13 protein-coding genes are annotated in these 15,492 nt (G+C 61.5%); all 13 read left to right on the top strand.

Annotation, left to right across the window (positions count from 1 at the left end):
• Positions 1–48: 48 nt before the first annotated feature.
• On the top strand, positions 49–1,011 hold the full coding sequence (gene mdh / locus ACIQJ2_RS19070) for a malate dehydrogenase (protein ID WP_400677973.1): 963 nt from the start codon (positions 49–51) through the stop codon (positions 1,009–1,011).
• Between the two features lie 27 nt (positions 1,012–1,038).
• Positions 1,039–2,232, top strand: coding sequence for an ADP-forming succinate--CoA ligase subunit beta (gene sucC / locus ACIQJ2_RS19065; RefSeq protein WP_112400497.1), 1,194 nt, complete (start codon positions 1,039–1,041; stop codon positions 2,230–2,232).
• Positions 2,233–2,237: 5 nt separating this feature from the next.
• Positions 2,238–2,729: a DUF1579 family protein gene (locus tag ACIQJ2_RS19060; RefSeq protein WP_400678217.1), complete on the top strand. Its 492-nt coding sequence runs from the start codon at positions 2,238–2,240 to the stop codon at positions 2,727–2,729.
• Positions 2,730–2,741: 12 nt separating this feature from the next.
• Entirely contained in the window at positions 2,742–3,626 is an 885-nt protein-coding gene (sucD, locus tag ACIQJ2_RS19055; protein WP_400746566.1) for a succinate--CoA ligase subunit alpha, read from the top strand.
• A gap of 174 nt (positions 3,627–3,800) precedes the next feature.
• Entirely contained in the window at positions 3,801–6,785 is a 2,985-nt protein-coding gene (locus ACIQJ2_RS19050; protein ID WP_199143674.1) for a 2-oxoglutarate dehydrogenase E1 component, read from the top strand.
• An 11-nt stretch (positions 6,786–6,796) separates the two neighbouring features.
• Positions 6,797–6,997, top strand: coding sequence for a hypothetical protein (locus ACIQJ2_RS19045; RefSeq protein ID WP_400674218.1), 201 nt, complete (start codon positions 6,797–6,799; stop codon positions 6,995–6,997).
• A 30-nt stretch (positions 6,998–7,027) separates the two neighbouring features.
• Positions 7,028–8,251, top strand: a complete 1,224-nt coding sequence (gene odhB, locus ACIQJ2_RS19040; RefSeq protein WP_400674220.1) for a 2-oxoglutarate dehydrogenase complex dihydrolipoyllysine-residue succinyltransferase — start codon at positions 7,028–7,030, stop codon at positions 8,249–8,251.
• A gap of 14 nt (positions 8,252–8,265) precedes the next feature.
• Positions 8,266–9,015, top strand: a complete 750-nt coding sequence (locus ACIQJ2_RS19035; RefSeq protein WP_400674222.1) for a DUF4241 domain-containing protein — start codon at positions 8,266–8,268, stop codon at positions 9,013–9,015.
• Positions 9,016–9,017: 2 nt separating this feature from the next.
• Positions 9,018–9,539: a hypothetical protein gene (locus ACIQJ2_RS19030; protein ID WP_400674224.1), complete on the top strand. Its 522-nt coding sequence runs from the start codon at positions 9,018–9,020 to the stop codon at positions 9,537–9,539.
• Entirely contained in the window at positions 9,536–10,294 is a 759-nt protein-coding gene (locus tag ACIQJ2_RS19025; protein WP_199143669.1) for an SDR family oxidoreductase, read from the top strand. Before ACIQJ2_RS19030 ends, ACIQJ2_RS19025 begins: the two co-directional genes overlap by 4 nt.
• Before the next feature lie 18 nt (positions 10,295–10,312).
• Complete coding sequence (locus ACIQJ2_RS19020; RefSeq protein ID WP_400674226.1) at positions 10,313–10,951, top strand: LysE family translocator; 639 nt, start codon at positions 10,313–10,315, stop codon at positions 10,949–10,951.
• Positions 10,952–10,978: 27 nt separating this feature from the next.
• Positions 10,979–12,385 carry a dihydrolipoyl dehydrogenase gene (gene lpdA, locus ACIQJ2_RS19015; protein WP_400674228.1) on the top strand — a complete coding sequence of 469 codons (1,407 nt, stop codon included), beginning with the start codon at positions 10,979–10,981 and terminating at the stop codon, positions 12,383–12,385.
• Positions 12,386–12,496: 111 nt separating this feature from the next.
• Positions 12,497–15,358, top strand: a complete 2,862-nt coding sequence (locus ACIQJ2_RS19010) for a M16 family metallopeptidase (protein ID WP_400674230.1) — start codon at positions 12,497–12,499, stop codon at positions 15,356–15,358.
• The last annotated feature ends 134 nt before the right edge of the window (positions 15,359–15,492 follow it).

Raw genomic sequence — 15,492 nt, 5'->3', positions numbered from 1 at the left:
CTTGCTCGGCGTCCCGCCACGGATTTTGATCGCAAAGGATACACCGAAATGGCGCGCAACAAGATCGCACTTATTGGTTCTGGCATGATTGGTGGCACGCTGGCGCATCTCGCCGGCTTGAAGGAACTGGGCGACATCGTCCTGTTCGACATCGCGGACGGCATCCCTCAGGGCAAGGGTCTCGACATCGCCCAGTCTTCTCCGGTCGAAGGCTTTGACGCCAATCTCACCGGCGCCAGCGACTATTCCGCGATTGAAGGCGCTGACGTCTGCATCGTCACCGCCGGCGTTCCCCGCAAGCCGGGCATGAGCCGCGACGATCTTCTCGGTATCAACCTGAAGGTCATGGAGCAGGTCGGTGCCGGCATCAAGAAGTATGCCCCGAATGCTTTCGTGATCTGCATCACCAACCCGCTCGACGCCATGGTCTGGGCGCTGCAGAAGTTCTCGGGCCTCCCGGCCAACAAGGTCGTCGGTATGGCCGGCGTGCTCGATAGCTCGCGCTTCCGCCTGTTCCTCGCCAAGGAATTCAACGTTTCCGTCGAAGACGTCACCGCGTTCGTTCTGGGCGGTCACGGCGATTCGATGGTGCCGCTCGCTCGCTACTCCACGGTTGCCGGTATTCCGCTGACGGATCTCGTCACCATGGGCTGGCTGACCGCCGAGCGTCTCGAAGAAATCATCCAGCGCACCCGTGACGGCGGCGCCGAGATCGTCGGTCTGCTGAAGACCGGCTCGGCCTACTACGCACCGGCCGCTTCCGCCATCGCGATGGCCGAATCCTACCTCAAGGATAAGAAGCGCGTTCTGCCTTGTGCCGCTCACCTCGACGGCCAGTACGGCGTCAAGGACATGTATGTCGGCGTTCCCACGGTCATCGGTGCCGGCGGTATCGAGCGCATCATCGAGATCGACCTGAACAAGGCCGAGAAGGAAGCCTTCGACAAGTCGGTCGCTGCCGTTGCCGGCCTCTGCGGCGCTTGCGCCACGATCGCGCCGTCGCTGAAGTAATTTCCGCGTTATAACAGGGATAAGTCCATGAACATTCATGAATATCAGGCCAAGGCTCTGCTGAAGAGCTATGGCGCACCCGTCGCGGACGGCGTTGCCATCTTCTCCGCCGACGAAGCCGCCGCTGCTGCCAAGCAGCTTCCCGGCCCGCTTTACGTCGTCAAGAGCCAGATCCACGCCGGCGGCCGCGGCAAGGGCAAGTTCAAGGAACTCGGCCCGGACGCCAAGGGCGGCGTTCGCCTTGCCAAGTCCGTTGACGACGTCGTCGCCAACGCCAAGGACATGCTCGGCAACACGCTCGTCACCAAGCAGACCGGCCCGGCCGGCAAGCAGGTCAACCGTCTCTACATCGAAGACGGCGCCGACATCGACCGCGAACTGTACCTCTCGATCCTGGTTGATCGCTCCGTCGGTCAGGTTGCTTTCGTCGTTTCGACCGAAGGCGGCATGGACATCGAGACCGTCGCGCACGACACGCCGGAAAAGATCATCACCGTCGCCATCGATCCGTCGACGGGCGTTACGGCTGCCAACACGGCTGCTCTTTCCGACGCGCTGAAGCTCGAAGGAGCTGCTCGCGAAGACGCCGCCAAGCTCTTCCCGATCCTCTACAAGGCCTTTGTCGAAAAGGACATGGCCCTGCTCGAAGTGAACCCGCTGATCGTCATGACCAACGGCCGCCTGCGCGTTCTCGACGCCAAGGTTTCCTTCGACGGCAACGCTCTCTTCCGTCATGAAGACGTCCGCGCGCTCCGCGACACGTCGGAGGAAGATGAAAAGGAAATCCAGGCGCATGAATACGATCTGGCCTATGTCGCCCTCGACGGCAACATCGGCTGCATGGTCAACGGCGCTGGTCTCGCCATGGCAACCATGGACATCATCAAGCTCTACGGCGCTGAGCCGGCGAACTTCCTCGATGTCGGCGGTGGCGCCACCAAGGAAAAGGTTACGGCCGCCTTCAAGATCATCACTGCCGATCCGGCTGTCCAGGGCATTCTGGTCAACATCTTCGGCGGCATCATGAAGTGCGACGTCATTGCCGAAGGCGTGCTTGCAGCCGTCAAGGAAGTCGGTCTGAAGGTTCCGCTCGTCGTTCGCCTCGAAGGCACCAACGTCGAACTCGGCAAGAAGATCATCAACGAATCCGGTCTCAACGTCATCTCCGCCGATGACCTGGACGATGCCGCCCAGAAGATCGTCAAGGCAGTCAAGGGCTAACGGGAATGGCTGCCTCCTTCGCTCCAACGGCTGCTCATCTTCGCCTCAGTGCCTTTGCCGGCATCTGGGAAGGGGAAGAGCATGTTGCGGCTTCGGCCTGGACGAAGGAAGGCACGGCAGTCGCGCGGCTTACCGCGGAGTGTCTGTTCGGCGGATTTTTCGTCGAACAGCGCTACGTCCAGAAGCGGGACGGCGCCACATCGTTCGAAGCCCGGAACATTCTTGGTTTCGACGCTGCGGAACAGGCCTACAAGCTTTATCAGTTCGATACGGTCGGCTTTGCGCCCGCCGCGCCGGCCTCCGGCGAATGGATCGACGACAAGCTTGTCTTGATCAAAGCCTCGCCGCGCGGTGCGCAGCGCACTCTCTTTCAGTTCGAAAATAATGACTGCTACCGTATGGGCGTCACTTTTGCGCCCGTCGGCAGCGATACATGGCAGGAGGTCGTCAGCGGCGTCTATCGTCGCGTTGCCTCTGCGTCTTCCAACCTCTCGTAACAAAGGCCTCGCATGTCTATTCTCATCAACAAAGACACCAAGGTTCTGGTTCAGGGCCTGACCGGCAAGACCGGCACCTTCCACACTGAACAGGCGCTTGCCTATCACGGCACGAAGATGGTCGGCGGTATCCACCCCTCCAAGGGTGGCGAAACCTGGACCGGCTCCAAGGGCGAAAAGCTGCCGATCTTCAAGTCCGTCGCCGAAGGCAAGGATGCCACCGGCGCCAACGCTTCGGTCATTTACGTCCCGCCGGCAGGCGCCGCAGCCGCGATCCTCGAAGCGATCGACGCCGAGATCCCGCTCATCGTCTGCATCACGGAAGGCATTCCGGTTGCCGACATGGTCAAGGTCAAGGATCGCCTGATCAAGTCGAAGTCGCGCCTGATCGGACCGAACTGCCCGGGCGTCCTCACCCCGGACGAGTGCAAGATCGGCATCATGCCGGGCTCCATCTTCAAGAAGGGTTCCGTCGGCGTTCTCTCGCGTTCCGGCACGTTGACCTACGAAGCCGTGTTCCAGACCACCAATGAAGGTCTCGGCCAGACGACGGCCGTCGGCATCGGCGGCGACCCGGTCAAGGGCACGGAATTCATCGACATCCTCGAGATGTTCCTCGCCGACGACGAAACCAAGTCGATCATCATGATCGGCGAAATCGGTGGTTCGGCCGAAGAAGAAGCCGCACAGTTCCTGAAGGACGAAGCCAAGAAGGGCCGCAAGAAGCCGATGGTCGGCTTCATCGCCGGCCGCACCATGGGCCATGCTGGCGCCGTGATTTCCGGCGGCAAGGGCGGCGCGGAAGACAAGATCGCGGCAATGGAAGCGGCAGGCATTCGCGTGTCGCCCTCGCCGGCGCGCCTCGGCAAGACGCTGGTGGAAGTCCTGAAGGGCTGAGCCTACCTATAGCAAGACCCGGATGGGGTAGGCGGCAGCCGCCAACTCCATCCGGTTTTCGAATTCGCAAGTGCAGACTACGGCCGCAACGGTCGAACGAAATAAGGTCGCCGGATGACCACAAGCCGGCAAAGCAACAAGTCGGGAGGCGGACGAGGCTGTCCGCAGATCACCATGGCAAGGCAAGAAGCCAACGAGCAATTTCAGATCACCTCGTTCCTGGATGGCGCCAACGCTGCTTATATCGAGCAGCTTTATGCGCGCTATGAGGACGACCCGTCGTCGGTCTCCGACGAATGGCGGTCTTTCTTCAAGGCGCTGGAGGACAATCCCGACGACGTGAAGAGAGCGGCCAAGGGCGCTTCCTGGCAGCGCAAGAACTGGCCGATCCCCGCCAAGGGCGATCTGGTTTCAGCGCTCGACGGCGATTGGGGAATCGTTGAAAAAGTCATCGAAACCAAGCTGAAGGCGAAGGCCGAAGTCGCCGGCGCACCGGCCGACACGACCGACGTCCTGCGGGCGACGCGCGACAGCGTTCGCGCCATCATGATGATCCGCGCCTATCGCATGCGCGGCCATCTGCATGCCAAGCTCGACCCGCTCGGCATCGCGGCGCCGGTCGAAGACTACAAGGAACTGTCGCCGGAAGCCTACGGCTTCACGGAGGCGGACCTCGATCGCAAGATCTTCATCGACAACGTGCTCGGCCTCGAATTCGCGACCGTTCGCGAGATGATCGAGATCCTCGAGCGTACCTATTGCTCGACCCTCGGCGTCGAATTCATGCACATCTCCAACCCGGAGGAAAAGGCATGGATTCAGGAGCGCATCGAAGGTCCGGACAAGGGCATCGCTTTCAACCCCGAGCGCAAGAAGGCCATCCTCCAGAAGGTCATCGAAGCCGAAGGCTACGAGCAGTTCCTCGACGTCAAGTTCAAGGGCACCAAGCGCTTCGGCCTCGACGGCGGCGAATCGCTGATCCCGGCGCTCGAACAGATCCTGAAGAGCGGCAGCCAGCTCGGTCTTCGGGAAGCGGTGTTCGGCATGGCTCACCGCGGCCGTCTGAACGTGCTTTCCCAGGTCATGGGCAAGCCGCATCGCGCTATCTTCCACGAGTTCAAGGGCGGCTCCTATGCGCCTGACGAAGTCGAAGGTTCCGGCGACGTCAAGTACCATCTCGGTGCTTCCTCCGACCGCGATTTCGATGGCGCCAAAGTGCACGTTTCGCTGACGGCAAACCCGTCGCACCTGGAAATCGTCAATCCGGTCGTCATGGGCAAGGCCCGCGCCAAGCAGGACATGGGCGCCACCCAATGGGATGGCGACATCATTCCGCTGTCTGAACGCGCCAAGGTCGTGCCGCTGCTGATCCACGGCGATGCCGCTTTTGCTGGCCAGGGCGTGGTTGCCGAAATCCTCGGCCTCTCCGGTCTGCGCGGTCACCGCGTTGCCGGCACGATGCATGTGATCATCAACAACCAGATCGGTTTCACCACCAATCCGGCTTTCTCGCGTTCGTCGCCCTATCCGTCCGACGTCGCCAAGATGATCGAAGCGCCGATCTTCCACGTCAACGGCGATGATCCGGAAGCGGTTGTCTATGCCGCGAAGATCGCGACCGAATTCCGCATGAAGTTCCACAAGCCGGTCGTGATGGATCTGTTCTGCTACCGCCGCTATGGCCACAATGAAGGCGATGAACCGTCCTTCACGCAGCCGAACATGTACAAGGTCATCCGCGCCCACAAGACGGTCCTGCAGATCTACTCGCAGCGGCTGATCAGCGAAGGCGTGCTGACCGAGGGCGAAGTCGAAAAGATGAAGGCCGACTGGCGCGCGCATCTCGAGCAGGAGTTCGAGGCCGGCCAGTCCTACAAGCCGAACAAGGCCGACTGGCTTGATGGTGAGTGGTCGGGTCTGCACACGGCAGACAATGCCGACGAGCAGCGCCGCGGCAAGACCGGCGTGCCGATGAAGACGCTGAAGGAAATCGGGCGCAAGCTGTCGGAAATTCCGGCCGGCTTCCATGCGCACCGCACCATCCAGCGCTTTATGGAAAACCGCGCCAACATGGTGCAGACGGGCGAAGGCATCGATTGGGCCATGGCGGAGGCGCTCGCTTTCGGCGCGCTCGTCATCGAAGGCCACAAGATCCGTCTGTCCGGTCAGGATTGCGAACGCGGCACTTTCTCGCAGCGCCATTCGGTTCTCTACGATCAGGAAACCGAAGAGCGTTACATCCCGCTCGCCAATCTCTCGCCGACCCAGGCACGCTACGAAGTCATCAACTCGATGCTTTCGGAAGAAGCAGTTCTCGGTTTCGAGTACGGCTATTCGCTGGCCCGCCCGAATGCGCTGACCCTGTGGGAAGCTCAGTTCGGCGACTTCGCCAACGGTGCGCAGGTCGTGTTCGACCAGTTCATCTCGTCGGGCGAACGCAAGTGGCTGCGCATGTCCGGTCTCGTCTGCCTGCTGCCGCATGGCTATGAAGGCCAGGGTCCGGAGCACTCTTCCGCTCGTCTGGAACGCTATCTCCAGCTTTGCGCCGAAGACAACATGCAGGTCGCCAACGTCACTACGCCGGCGAACTACTTCCACATCCTGCGCCGTCAGCTGAAGCGTGACTTCCGCAAGCCGCTGATCCTGATGACGCCGAAGTCGCTGCTGCGCCACAAGCGCGCCGTATCGAGCCTTGCGGAGATGGCGGGGGAAACCTCGTTCCATCGCCTGCTCTGGGACGATGCGGAAGTGATCAAGGATGGCCCGATCAAGCTGCAGAAGGACAACAAGATTCGTCGCGTCGTCATCTGCTCGGGCAAGGTCTACTACGATCTCCTGGAAGAGCGCGAGAAGCGCGGCATCGACGATATCTACCTGCTGCGCATCGAACAGCTCTACCCGTTCCCGGCCAAGGCTCTCATCAACGAGCTCAGCCGCTTCCGCAACGCGGAGATGGTCTGGTGCCAGGAAGAGCCGAAGAACATGGGCGCATGGTCGTTCATCGATCCTTATCTGGAATGGGTGCTCGCCCATATCGATGCCAAGTACCAGCGTGTTCGCTACACCGGCCGTCCGGCCGCCGCCTCTCCGGCGACGGGCTTGATGTCCAAGCATCTGTCGCAGCTTGCGGCGTTCCTCGAGGACGCGCTCGGCGGTTGAGGGGTTGCGCGATGACGCGTTTTCGTCTGAAAATCGCCTCGTCGCGCTCCAGCCTTCCGCATGATGCGACGGGGGAAAAGATGGCCGCCATGCAGCAATGTGCCGCCTACCGCCATGACAAGGCAGAGGCCCGATCGGTTTTTTCCGGTTGGGCTATTGCCGCGCGTGGCGTTCTCAGTCCCCCGACCATCTGTCGCCGGAATTCCATCTAACTCATAATGACGAAAATCAGGATCTGAACAATGGCCACTGAAATCCGCGTTCCTACCCTCGGCGAGTCCGTCAGCGAGGCGACCGTCGGCACCTGGTTCAAGAAGGTCGGCGATGCCATCAAGGCCGATGAGCCGCTTCTCGAGCTTGAAACCGACAAGGTAACGATCGAAGTTCCCGCACCGGCAGCAGGCACCCTGTCCGAAATCGTTGTCCAGGCTGGTGAAACCGTAGGTCTCGGTGCATTGCTCGGTCAGATTTCTGCCGGTGGCGCTGCCGCTGCTCCGGCACAGGCTGCCGCACCGGCCCCGGCCGCTGCTGCTCCGGTTGCAGCTCCTGCCGTTGCCGCTCCGGCGTCTTCCATGCCGCCGGCCCCGGCCGCTGCAAAGCTGCTTGCTGAAAACAATCTCTCCGCCGATCAGGTCGATGGTAGCGGCAAGCGCGGCCAGGTGCTCAAGGGCGACGCCATCGCAGCCGTTGCCAAGGCTGCTTCGGCGCCGGCCGCAGCCCCGGCTGCTCCTGTCGCCGCCCGCGCGCCGACCGCTGTCGAGGACGTCAACCGCGAAGAACGCGTCAAGATGACCCGCCTGCGCCAGACGATCGCCCGTCGCCTCAAGGATGCGCAGAACACTGCCGCCATGCTCACCACCTACAATGAGGTGGACATGAAGGCCGTTATGGATCTGCGCAACAAGTACAAGGACATCTTCGAGAAGAAGCATGGCGTGAAGCTCGGCTTCATGGGCTTCTTTACCAAAGCCGTTACCCACGCGCTGAAGGAACTGCCGGCTGTCAACGCCGAGATCGACGGCACCGATATCGTCTACAAGAACTACTGCCACATCGGCATGGCTGTTGGCACCGACAAGGGTCTCGTCGTTCCGGTTATCCGCGACGCCGACCAGATGTCGATCGCCGAGGTCGAGAAGGAACTTGGCCGTCTGGCAAAGGCTGCCCGCGACGGTACGCTGTCGATGGCTGACATGCAGGGCGGCACCTTCACCATCACCAATGGCGGTGTTTACGGCTCGCTGATGTCCTCGCCGATCCTGAACGCGCCGCAGTCCGGTATTCTCGGCATGCACAAGATCCAGGAGCGTCCGGTCGCCATCGGCGGTCAGGTCGTCATCCGTCCGATGATGTATCTGGCACTCTCCTACGACCACCGGATGGTCGACGGCAAGGAAGCAGTTACCTTCCTCGTGCGCGTCAAGGAAAGCCTGGAAGATCCCGAACGTCTCGTTCTCGATCTCTAAGGAGGCATTGGATCATGTCGACATGGCCCATGCGGACGCTGCGCGGATTGTTGTGCGCTGTCGCTACATGGATGCCATCGTCCGCCGATGCGGGCGAGCTCGACATTTCCAAGCTCAGCAGCAATCTCGATCTGGCGTCGCTCGGCGACGCCGATCTCTCTGCCCGCTCGGTCAATGTCATTCGCATCGGCAAGGTGGAACTGACCTCCGGGCGCACCGTCGCCAGCGATCCGCTTGTCGGGCCGGATCACCCGGCGTTTGTCCGGACGGTTCCCCCCGGCGATTATCCCGTCACCTTGTATCAAGCTTCCGGCCGTATCGCGGCAGCGAGTATGCGCTTTGCCGAAGGCAAGCCGGTGCGCTGGGAACTGGCTATGATACCGGGTCAGGATATCAATTCCCTGAAGGGTGACGAGTTCTTCGGCTATCCGGTCGATGCCGGTCTCGGCTGCTACATGGATGCCGACACATATGCGCTGATCCAGGAGCGCGAGAAGCAGGTCCAGGCGGAAAAGTCGTCGTCGGATATCAATTACTATGATGACGTCCTGGCAACCGAATTGCAGGCAAATAACGATGATTACGCCTTGCACCGGCCGATATCGGGCAAGCGCGGCAATGTCGCCGTTTTCTCGAGCGGCTGGGGCGACGGTTTCTATCCGGTTTTCTGGGGGCTCGATGGGAGCGGCCGGCCGCTGGTTCTGTTCACAGATTTCGGTGTGATTGAAAATGCCGATGGCCGGCGTGAGCCGGGAGGAAACTAACCATGCCGGCAATGTCAACGATCGTGAAGCGGACTCCCTTGTGCGGTGCGATGCTGGTTTTCGCGGCCAATCCGTTGCCTGCCTTCGCGATTGAGTGCGCGCAGGAAAAGGCTGTCTATGTCGACATGGACGACGCTTACGAGCTGCGCTTCGAACCCATGGGATCGGAATCGTCCGTCAGCAACAGGTTCAAGCTTGCGGTGCGCAACACAGCCGTGGTGGCCGAGGGCGTCGTCATGCGCACGGACGACCAGTTGCGCGCTGATGGCCGGATCATGTTCGAATGCCCGGAGGGCGATGTGACCGGAGCCGATCTCCGAGCCTGTACGGTTTGGCAAGGCATGGTTTACGCCTCCGACCTCAAGGGGCATATCCGCGCATTGCCGGCGGAAGGGGAAAGTGCGGCCGACAGGCTCTTCCTGCCGGCGCTTGGTCCCTCTATTCAGAAGTCTTCCCTCTGGGGCGAAGGCAAGGCGACCGTGGCGCCCTGGGACGTCCTCAGCTTGAAAGGATGCTATCAATGACCGACGATGATGCGCCTGTTCTTCTCGTAACCGGCGGTAGCCGCGGCATCGGCGCCGCGATTTGCCTGGCCGCCGCTCAGCATGGCTGGGCCGTGGCGGTCAACTACACTTCCAACAGGGAGGCGGCTGAGGCTGTGGTCGGGACGATCCTCGATGCTGGCGGCGAGGCCATCGCTGTCGCAGGTGACGTCGGTAAGCCTGACGATATCAAGTCCATCTTCGCCAAGGTCGATGCCTATTTCGGCCGGATCGACGGTCTCGTCAACAATGCCGGTGTCGTCGATGTCATCCAGCGTCTGGACGAGATGACGCCCGAGCGGCTCGATCGCATGTTCCGCATCAATATCAGCGGCACGATGCTGGCTGCGGCGGAAGCCGTGCGCCGCATGTCAACGCGTCATGGCGGCAAAGGCGGCGTGATCGTCAATCTTTCGTCTGTTGCCGCCACGCTCGGCGCTGGCGGACAATATGTCGACTATGCCGCATCCAAGGGTGCGATCGATACGTTTACGGTCGGGCTTGCGCGTGAAGTGGCGGCCGAGGGCATCCGCGTCAACGCGGTACGACCCGGCATCATCGACACGGATATTCACGCCACCGCCGGCTCGCCGGACAGGGCTCGGGATATCGCGCCGCAGCTGCCGATGAAGCGCGCGGGAACACCCGACGAGGTGGCCGACGCCGTCCTATACCTGCTGAGCCCCCATGCATCCTATATAACGGGTGCATTGCTGGATGTGAGCGGCGGACGCTGATCGGAAGGGATTGACGACATGCAGTATATTCTCGAATTCCTCGGCCTGATGGCGGTTTTCTCGATCTTCATCGTCGTTCCCGGCGCCGACTTCGCCGTGATCCTGCGCCAGAGCATCGTGCATGGCCGTCGCGCCGCCATGATGACCGGGCTCGGAATGGGCTTCTCGCTGCTCTTTCACATCAGCTACACCATTCTCGGCCTCGGCCTGATCGTGTCGCAGTCCCTCATGCTGTTCAGCGTGGTGAAGTGGGCCGGTGTTCTCTATCTCGTCTATCTCGGCATCAAGTCTTTCCGCGAACCCGGCTTCAAGGTGAAGGATGTCGAGATCACCGAGGAAGACCGCAAACCGGTTTCGGTCTGGCGCTGCCTGGCAACGGGCTTCGTCACCAATGCCCTCAATCCCAAGCCGGTGCTGTTCTTCCTGTCGCTTTTTTCGACGCTCGTTCATCACGACACGCCGGCGCTCACCCAGTTCAGCTACGGCATCGGCATGGCAACGGCGCTCGTCGCCTGGTTTGCCGGCGTTTCCACCTTCTTTACCGTCAAGCCGGTGCGCGATCGTTTCATCGCCTCGGGCAAATGGTTCAACCGCATCACCGGAGCGGCGCTCGTCGGCTTCGGCATCCGCCTCGCCTTGGCACGGGCGACCGACTAACGAATATATAAAACAAGGAAATCAAACATGTCCTACGATGTGATCATTATCGGAACAGGCCCCGGTGGCTATGTTTGCGCAGTCAAGGCAGCGCAGCTCGGCCTGAAGGTCGCGGTCGTCGAAAAGCGCGCGACCTATGGCGGCACCTGCCTCAACGTCGGCTGCATTCCATCCAAGGCGCTGCTGCATGCTTCCGAAGTGTTCCATCATGCCGGCCATGGCATGGATGCGCTGGGCGTCGAAGTGGCCGCACCGAAGCTGAACCTCGGCAAGATGCTGGCCCACAAGGACGCGACCGTGAAGTCGAATGTCGACGGCGTCGCCTTCCTGTTCAAGAAGAACAAGATCGATGCCTTCCAGGGCACCGGCAAGATCGTTGCCGCCGGCAAGGTCTCCGTCACCGCTGAAGACGGCAAGGTGACCGAGATCGAAGGCAAGAACATCGTCATCGCCACTGGCTCCGACGTTGCCGGCATTCCGGGCGTTCCGCTCGAAATCGACGAGAAGGTCATCATCTCTTCGACCGGCGGTATCGCGCTCGACAAGGTGCCGGGCAAGATGATCGTGGTCGGCGGTGGCGTCATCGGCCTCGAGCTCGGCTCGGTCTGGTCGCGCCTTGGCGCCAAGGTCACCGTCGTCGAATATCTCGACAACATCCTCGGCGGCATGGACGGTGAAGTCTCCAAGCAGTTCCAGCGTATGCTGGCCAAGCAGGGTATCGAATTCCACCTCGGTGCCAAGGTTGTCGGCGTCGAGAAGTCCGGCAATGGTGCGAAGGTTACCTTCGAACCCGTCAAGGGTGGTGACAAGGTCGTGCTCGATGCCGACGTCGTGCTGGTTGCGACCGGCCGCAAGCCCTACACGGCAGGTCTCGGCCTCGAAGAAGCCGGCGTTGCTCTCGACAATCGCGGCCGCGTCGAAATCGACGGCCACTTCAAGACCAATGTCGCGGGCATCTACGCCATCGGCGACGTGGTGAAGGGACCGATGCTGGCGCACAAGGCAGAAGACGAGGGCGTTGCCCTTGCCGAAATTCTCGCCGGTCAGGCTGGTCACGTGAACTACGACGTCATCCCGAGCGTGGTCTACACGCAGCCGGAAGTCGCTTCCGTCGGCAAGACCGAGGAAGAACTGAAGGCTGCAGGCGTCGCCTACAAGGTCGGCAAGTTCCCGTTCTCGGCCAACGGCCGCGCCCGCGCGATGCTGGCGACGGACGGCTTCGTCAAGATCCTGGCCGACAAGGAAACCGATCGTGTTCTCGGCGGCCATATCGTCGGCTTTGGCGCTGGCGAAATGATCCATGAGATTGCCGTTCTGATGGAATTCGGCGGTTCGTCGGAAGATCTCGGCCGTACCTGCCACGCGCACCCGACCATGTCGGAAGCCGTGAAGGAAGCCGCGCTCGCGACCTTCTTCAAGCCGATCCACATGTAAGAACCGGCATCCCAGCCGAGCCGGGTGCTGGGTTGCAATGCAAGCCCGATGATGCGATGTACGGCCTTTGTGCATCGCATCATCGAAGCTCTTCCATTCATCGAAGTCGGCATGTCACGTCAAATCCCAGCACTTTTCGTATCTCTGCAACTCTCCATTGTCGCCGCATTCACAGGCCTTGTGGTTGGTGTGGTGCCGGCGCACGCCGAACCCCCCGTAGCCGGCTGGCCACAGGCCGCCAGCGATCTGCCGGTGGAGCAGGGTATTCGCTTCGGCACGCTGCCGAACGGTATGCGTTTTGCGATCATGCACAATGCGACGCCGGCAGGGCAGGTGGCGATCCGGTTCCGCATCGGCAGCGGCTCGCTGCAGGAAAACGACAATCAGCAGGGGCTGGCGCACTTCCTCGAGCACATGGCATTCAAGGGGTCGACCCACGTTCCCGAAGGCGAGATGATCCGCATCCTCCAGCGTCTCGGTCTGGCGTTCGGTGCCGATACCAATGCTTCTACTAGCTATGGCGAAACGACTTACTCGCTCGATCTGCCCGAGGCGGATCCCGAGCGGGTTTCCACCGGCCTGATGCTGATGCGCGAGACAGCGAGCGAGCTGACGCTCGACGCCGGTGCGTTCGACCGTGAGCGTGGGGTCATTCTTTCCGAAGAAAAACTGCGCGATACGCCGCAATATCGTGGCAGTATCGGCTTCCTCAATCAGGTGCTGCCCGGCCAGCGGGTGACGCAGCGTCCGCCGATCGGCAAGACCGATATTATCAGCAATGCGCCCGTCGATCTGGTGCGCGATTACTATCGCACCAACTACCGGCCGGAGCGCGCGACGTTGGTCGTGGTCGGCGACATCGATGCTGCCGCCATTGAAGCCGATATCCGCAACCGCTTCGGCAACTGGATATCCAATACGCCTGCTCCGGCGGCGATCGATCTGGGCAGCCTCGAAAAGCACGGCGAACGCGTCGGAACCGTCATCGTGCCGGGCGGCGCGACGCGCGTGCAGATGGCCTGGACCCGGCCATATGATGCTTCGCAAGATACGGTTGCCAAGCGCCGTCAACAGCTGGTCGAGGGTATTGGTCTTGCCGTTCTCAACAGGCGCATCTCGGTTTTGGCGCAACAGCCCAACGCCCCCTTCGTCAGCGCGCAGGCAGGCTCGCAGAATCTGTTGAAATCCGCTCGTGCCACGATCATTGCCGCCGATACCGATCAGGACAGGTGGCAGGCTGCGCTTGCCGCCATCGATCAGGAGCAGCGCCGGATTGCCGAATTCGGCGTCGCGCAAAGCGAAATCGACCGGGAGCTTGCCGAGTATCGGTCGATGCTGCAGGCCGCTGCCGGCGGTGCCACGACGCGCACGAGCCCCGACATTGCGGGTGCTTTGGCGTGGAGCGTCGGCGCGGATGTGGTGTTTACGTCGCCTGCGGACGACCTCTCATTGTTCGACGCTGCAATGAAAGGCCTGACGGCGGCCGAGGTCAACGAAAGTCTCAAGCTCGCCTTTGCAGGCAACGGTCCGCAGCTGGTGCTGCAGATTCCGCAAATGCCCGAAGGCGGAGAGGCAGCCGTCGAAAAAGCCTATGCAACTTCGCGTGCGGTTGTCGTCAGCGCACCGTTGCATACGGCAGCGGTCGAATGGCCATACACCGATTTCGGACCAGCGGGCACCGTGGTCGAGCGACGCGTGCTCGACGACCTCGGCGTTACGATGGTGCGGTTTGCCAATGGCGTCCGCCTGACCGTGAAGCCGACCAAGCTTCGTGCGGACGAGATATTGGTTCGCGCCAATATCGGCCACGGCCTGCTCGATCTGCCGCATGACCGCCCGCTGCCGATCTGGGCAGCTCCTTCGGTTTCCCTCTCCGGTCTCAAGGCGATCGGTTACGAGGACATGCAGAAGGCATTGGCGAGCAAGGTGGTCGGCAGCGACTTTTCCATCCGCGACGGCGCCTTCAGGTTCGAGGGTGCCACGCGGCCGAGCGATCTCGTGACGCAACTGCAGCTTATGACGGCGTATATTTCCGATCCGATCTATCGGCCCGATGCCTTCAAGCGGGTGCAGCAGGCCTATCTGAATAGTCTCGCCCAACTTCAGGCGACGCCACGGAGCGTGGTCGGCCGCGATCTTCCCGGCCTCTTGCATTCCGGCGACCCGCGCTGGGCCTTCCCCGACCGGACGCAGTTGCTCGATGCCAAGCCGGAGGAATTCGAAACATTCCTGCGGCCTTACCTTGCAAAGGGACAGATCGAAGTCATCATCACCGGCGATGTCACCGTGGACGACGCCATTCGACTGACGGCAGAGACATTCGGTGCACTGCCGGCTCGGCTCGATGCGCCGGAGCAGACTGCCAGCAACAGTGCGCTTTTTCCGGCTCCGACGGCGGAACCGGTCGTGCGGCTTCAGGATGGACGAGGCGACAATGCCGGTGCGCTCGTCGCCATGCCGATCGGTGATTTTTTCTCGGATCTGCCGCGTGCCGCCGCCGCCAATGTTACGGGAGCGATCTTCCGCAATCGCCTAGTCGATCAGTTCCGTGTTGCCGAGGGCGCGACTTACAGTCCGCAGGGCAGTGTCGATCTGTCCAAATCATTGCCGGGCTACGGCTTCGGCTACGTCTATGTGGAGACGACCCCGGCCAAGGTCGACCACTTCTTCGATCTCGTTGACAAGATCGCCGCCGACCTGCGGGACAAAGAGGTTTCGCCCGATGAGCTGACCCGGGCGCGTGCACCGATCGTCGAGGAGATCAAGCGCTCGCAACAGACCAATAATTACTGGCTAGAGAGCCTTCACGGTGCGCAAACGGACCCACGGCGTCTGGAGCGGATCCGCGGCAGCATCGACAATTATCAGTCTGTAACAGCGCAGGACATTCGAGCGATTGCGACGCAATATCTGAAGTCGGATACGGCATGGCGACTGAAGATCCTGCCGGCTGACGGATCGGCTGTTCGGTAGAGCATTTCCGCATCCAGGATGGAGAGCCGCAACGGGTTTTTCCTGAAGACGCTTCGCTCCAGCCTGCCCCGGGTAAATTGCCGCAGCCGGCTTTATTGCGCTGGCTGCGTTGCCCGATGTGATAATCTGCAGTC

The organism is Rhizobium sp. NPDC092011 (assembly GCF_044756305.1).
GTDB lineage: Bacteria > Pseudomonadota > Alphaproteobacteria > Rhizobiales > Rhizobiaceae > Rhizobium.
Note: the sequence above shows the minus strand (reverse complement) of the source record. Positions and strands in the feature narration are given on the sequence as shown.

Excerpts from the sequence above, each read along its gene's own strand:
- mdh (WP_400677973.1), top strand. The coding sequence starts at position 49 with ATGGCGCGCAACAAGATCGCACTTATTGGTTCTGGCATGATTGGTGGC.
- sucC (WP_112400497.1), top strand. The coding sequence starts at position 1,039 with ATGAACATTCATGAATATCAGGCCAAGGCTCTGCTGAAGAGCTATGGC.
- ACIQJ2_RS19060 (WP_400678217.1), top strand. The coding sequence starts at position 2,238 with ATGGCTGCCTCCTTCGCTCCAACGGCTGCTCATCTTCGCCTCAGTGCC.
- sucD (WP_400746566.1), top strand. The coding sequence starts at position 2,742 with ATGTCTATTCTCATCAACAAAGACACCAAGGTTCTGGTTCAGGGCCTG.
- ACIQJ2_RS19050 (WP_199143674.1), top strand. The coding sequence starts at position 3,801 with ATGGCAAGGCAAGAAGCCAACGAGCAATTTCAGATCACCTCGTTCCTG.
- ACIQJ2_RS19045 (WP_400674218.1), top strand. The coding sequence starts at position 6,797 with ATGACGCGTTTTCGTCTGAAAATCGCCTCGTCGCGCTCCAGCCTTCCG.
- odhB (WP_400674220.1), top strand. The coding sequence starts at position 7,028 with ATGGCCACTGAAATCCGCGTTCCTACCCTCGGCGAGTCCGTCAGCGAG.
- ACIQJ2_RS19035 (WP_400674222.1), top strand. The coding sequence starts at position 8,266 with ATGTCGACATGGCCCATGCGGACGCTGCGCGGATTGTTGTGCGCTGTC.
- ACIQJ2_RS19030 (WP_400674224.1), top strand. The coding sequence starts at position 9,018 with ATGCCGGCAATGTCAACGATCGTGAAGCGGACTCCCTTGTGCGGTGCG.
- ACIQJ2_RS19025 (WP_199143669.1), top strand. The coding sequence starts at position 9,536 with ATGACCGACGATGATGCGCCTGTTCTTCTCGTAACCGGCGGTAGCCGC.
- ACIQJ2_RS19020 (WP_400674226.1), top strand. The coding sequence starts at position 10,313 with ATGCAGTATATTCTCGAATTCCTCGGCCTGATGGCGGTTTTCTCGATC.
- lpdA (WP_400674228.1), top strand. The coding sequence starts at position 10,979 with ATGTCCTACGATGTGATCATTATCGGAACAGGCCCCGGTGGCTATGTT.
- ACIQJ2_RS19010 (WP_400674230.1), top strand. The coding sequence starts at position 12,497 with ATGTCACGTCAAATCCCAGCACTTTTCGTATCTCTGCAACTCTCCATT.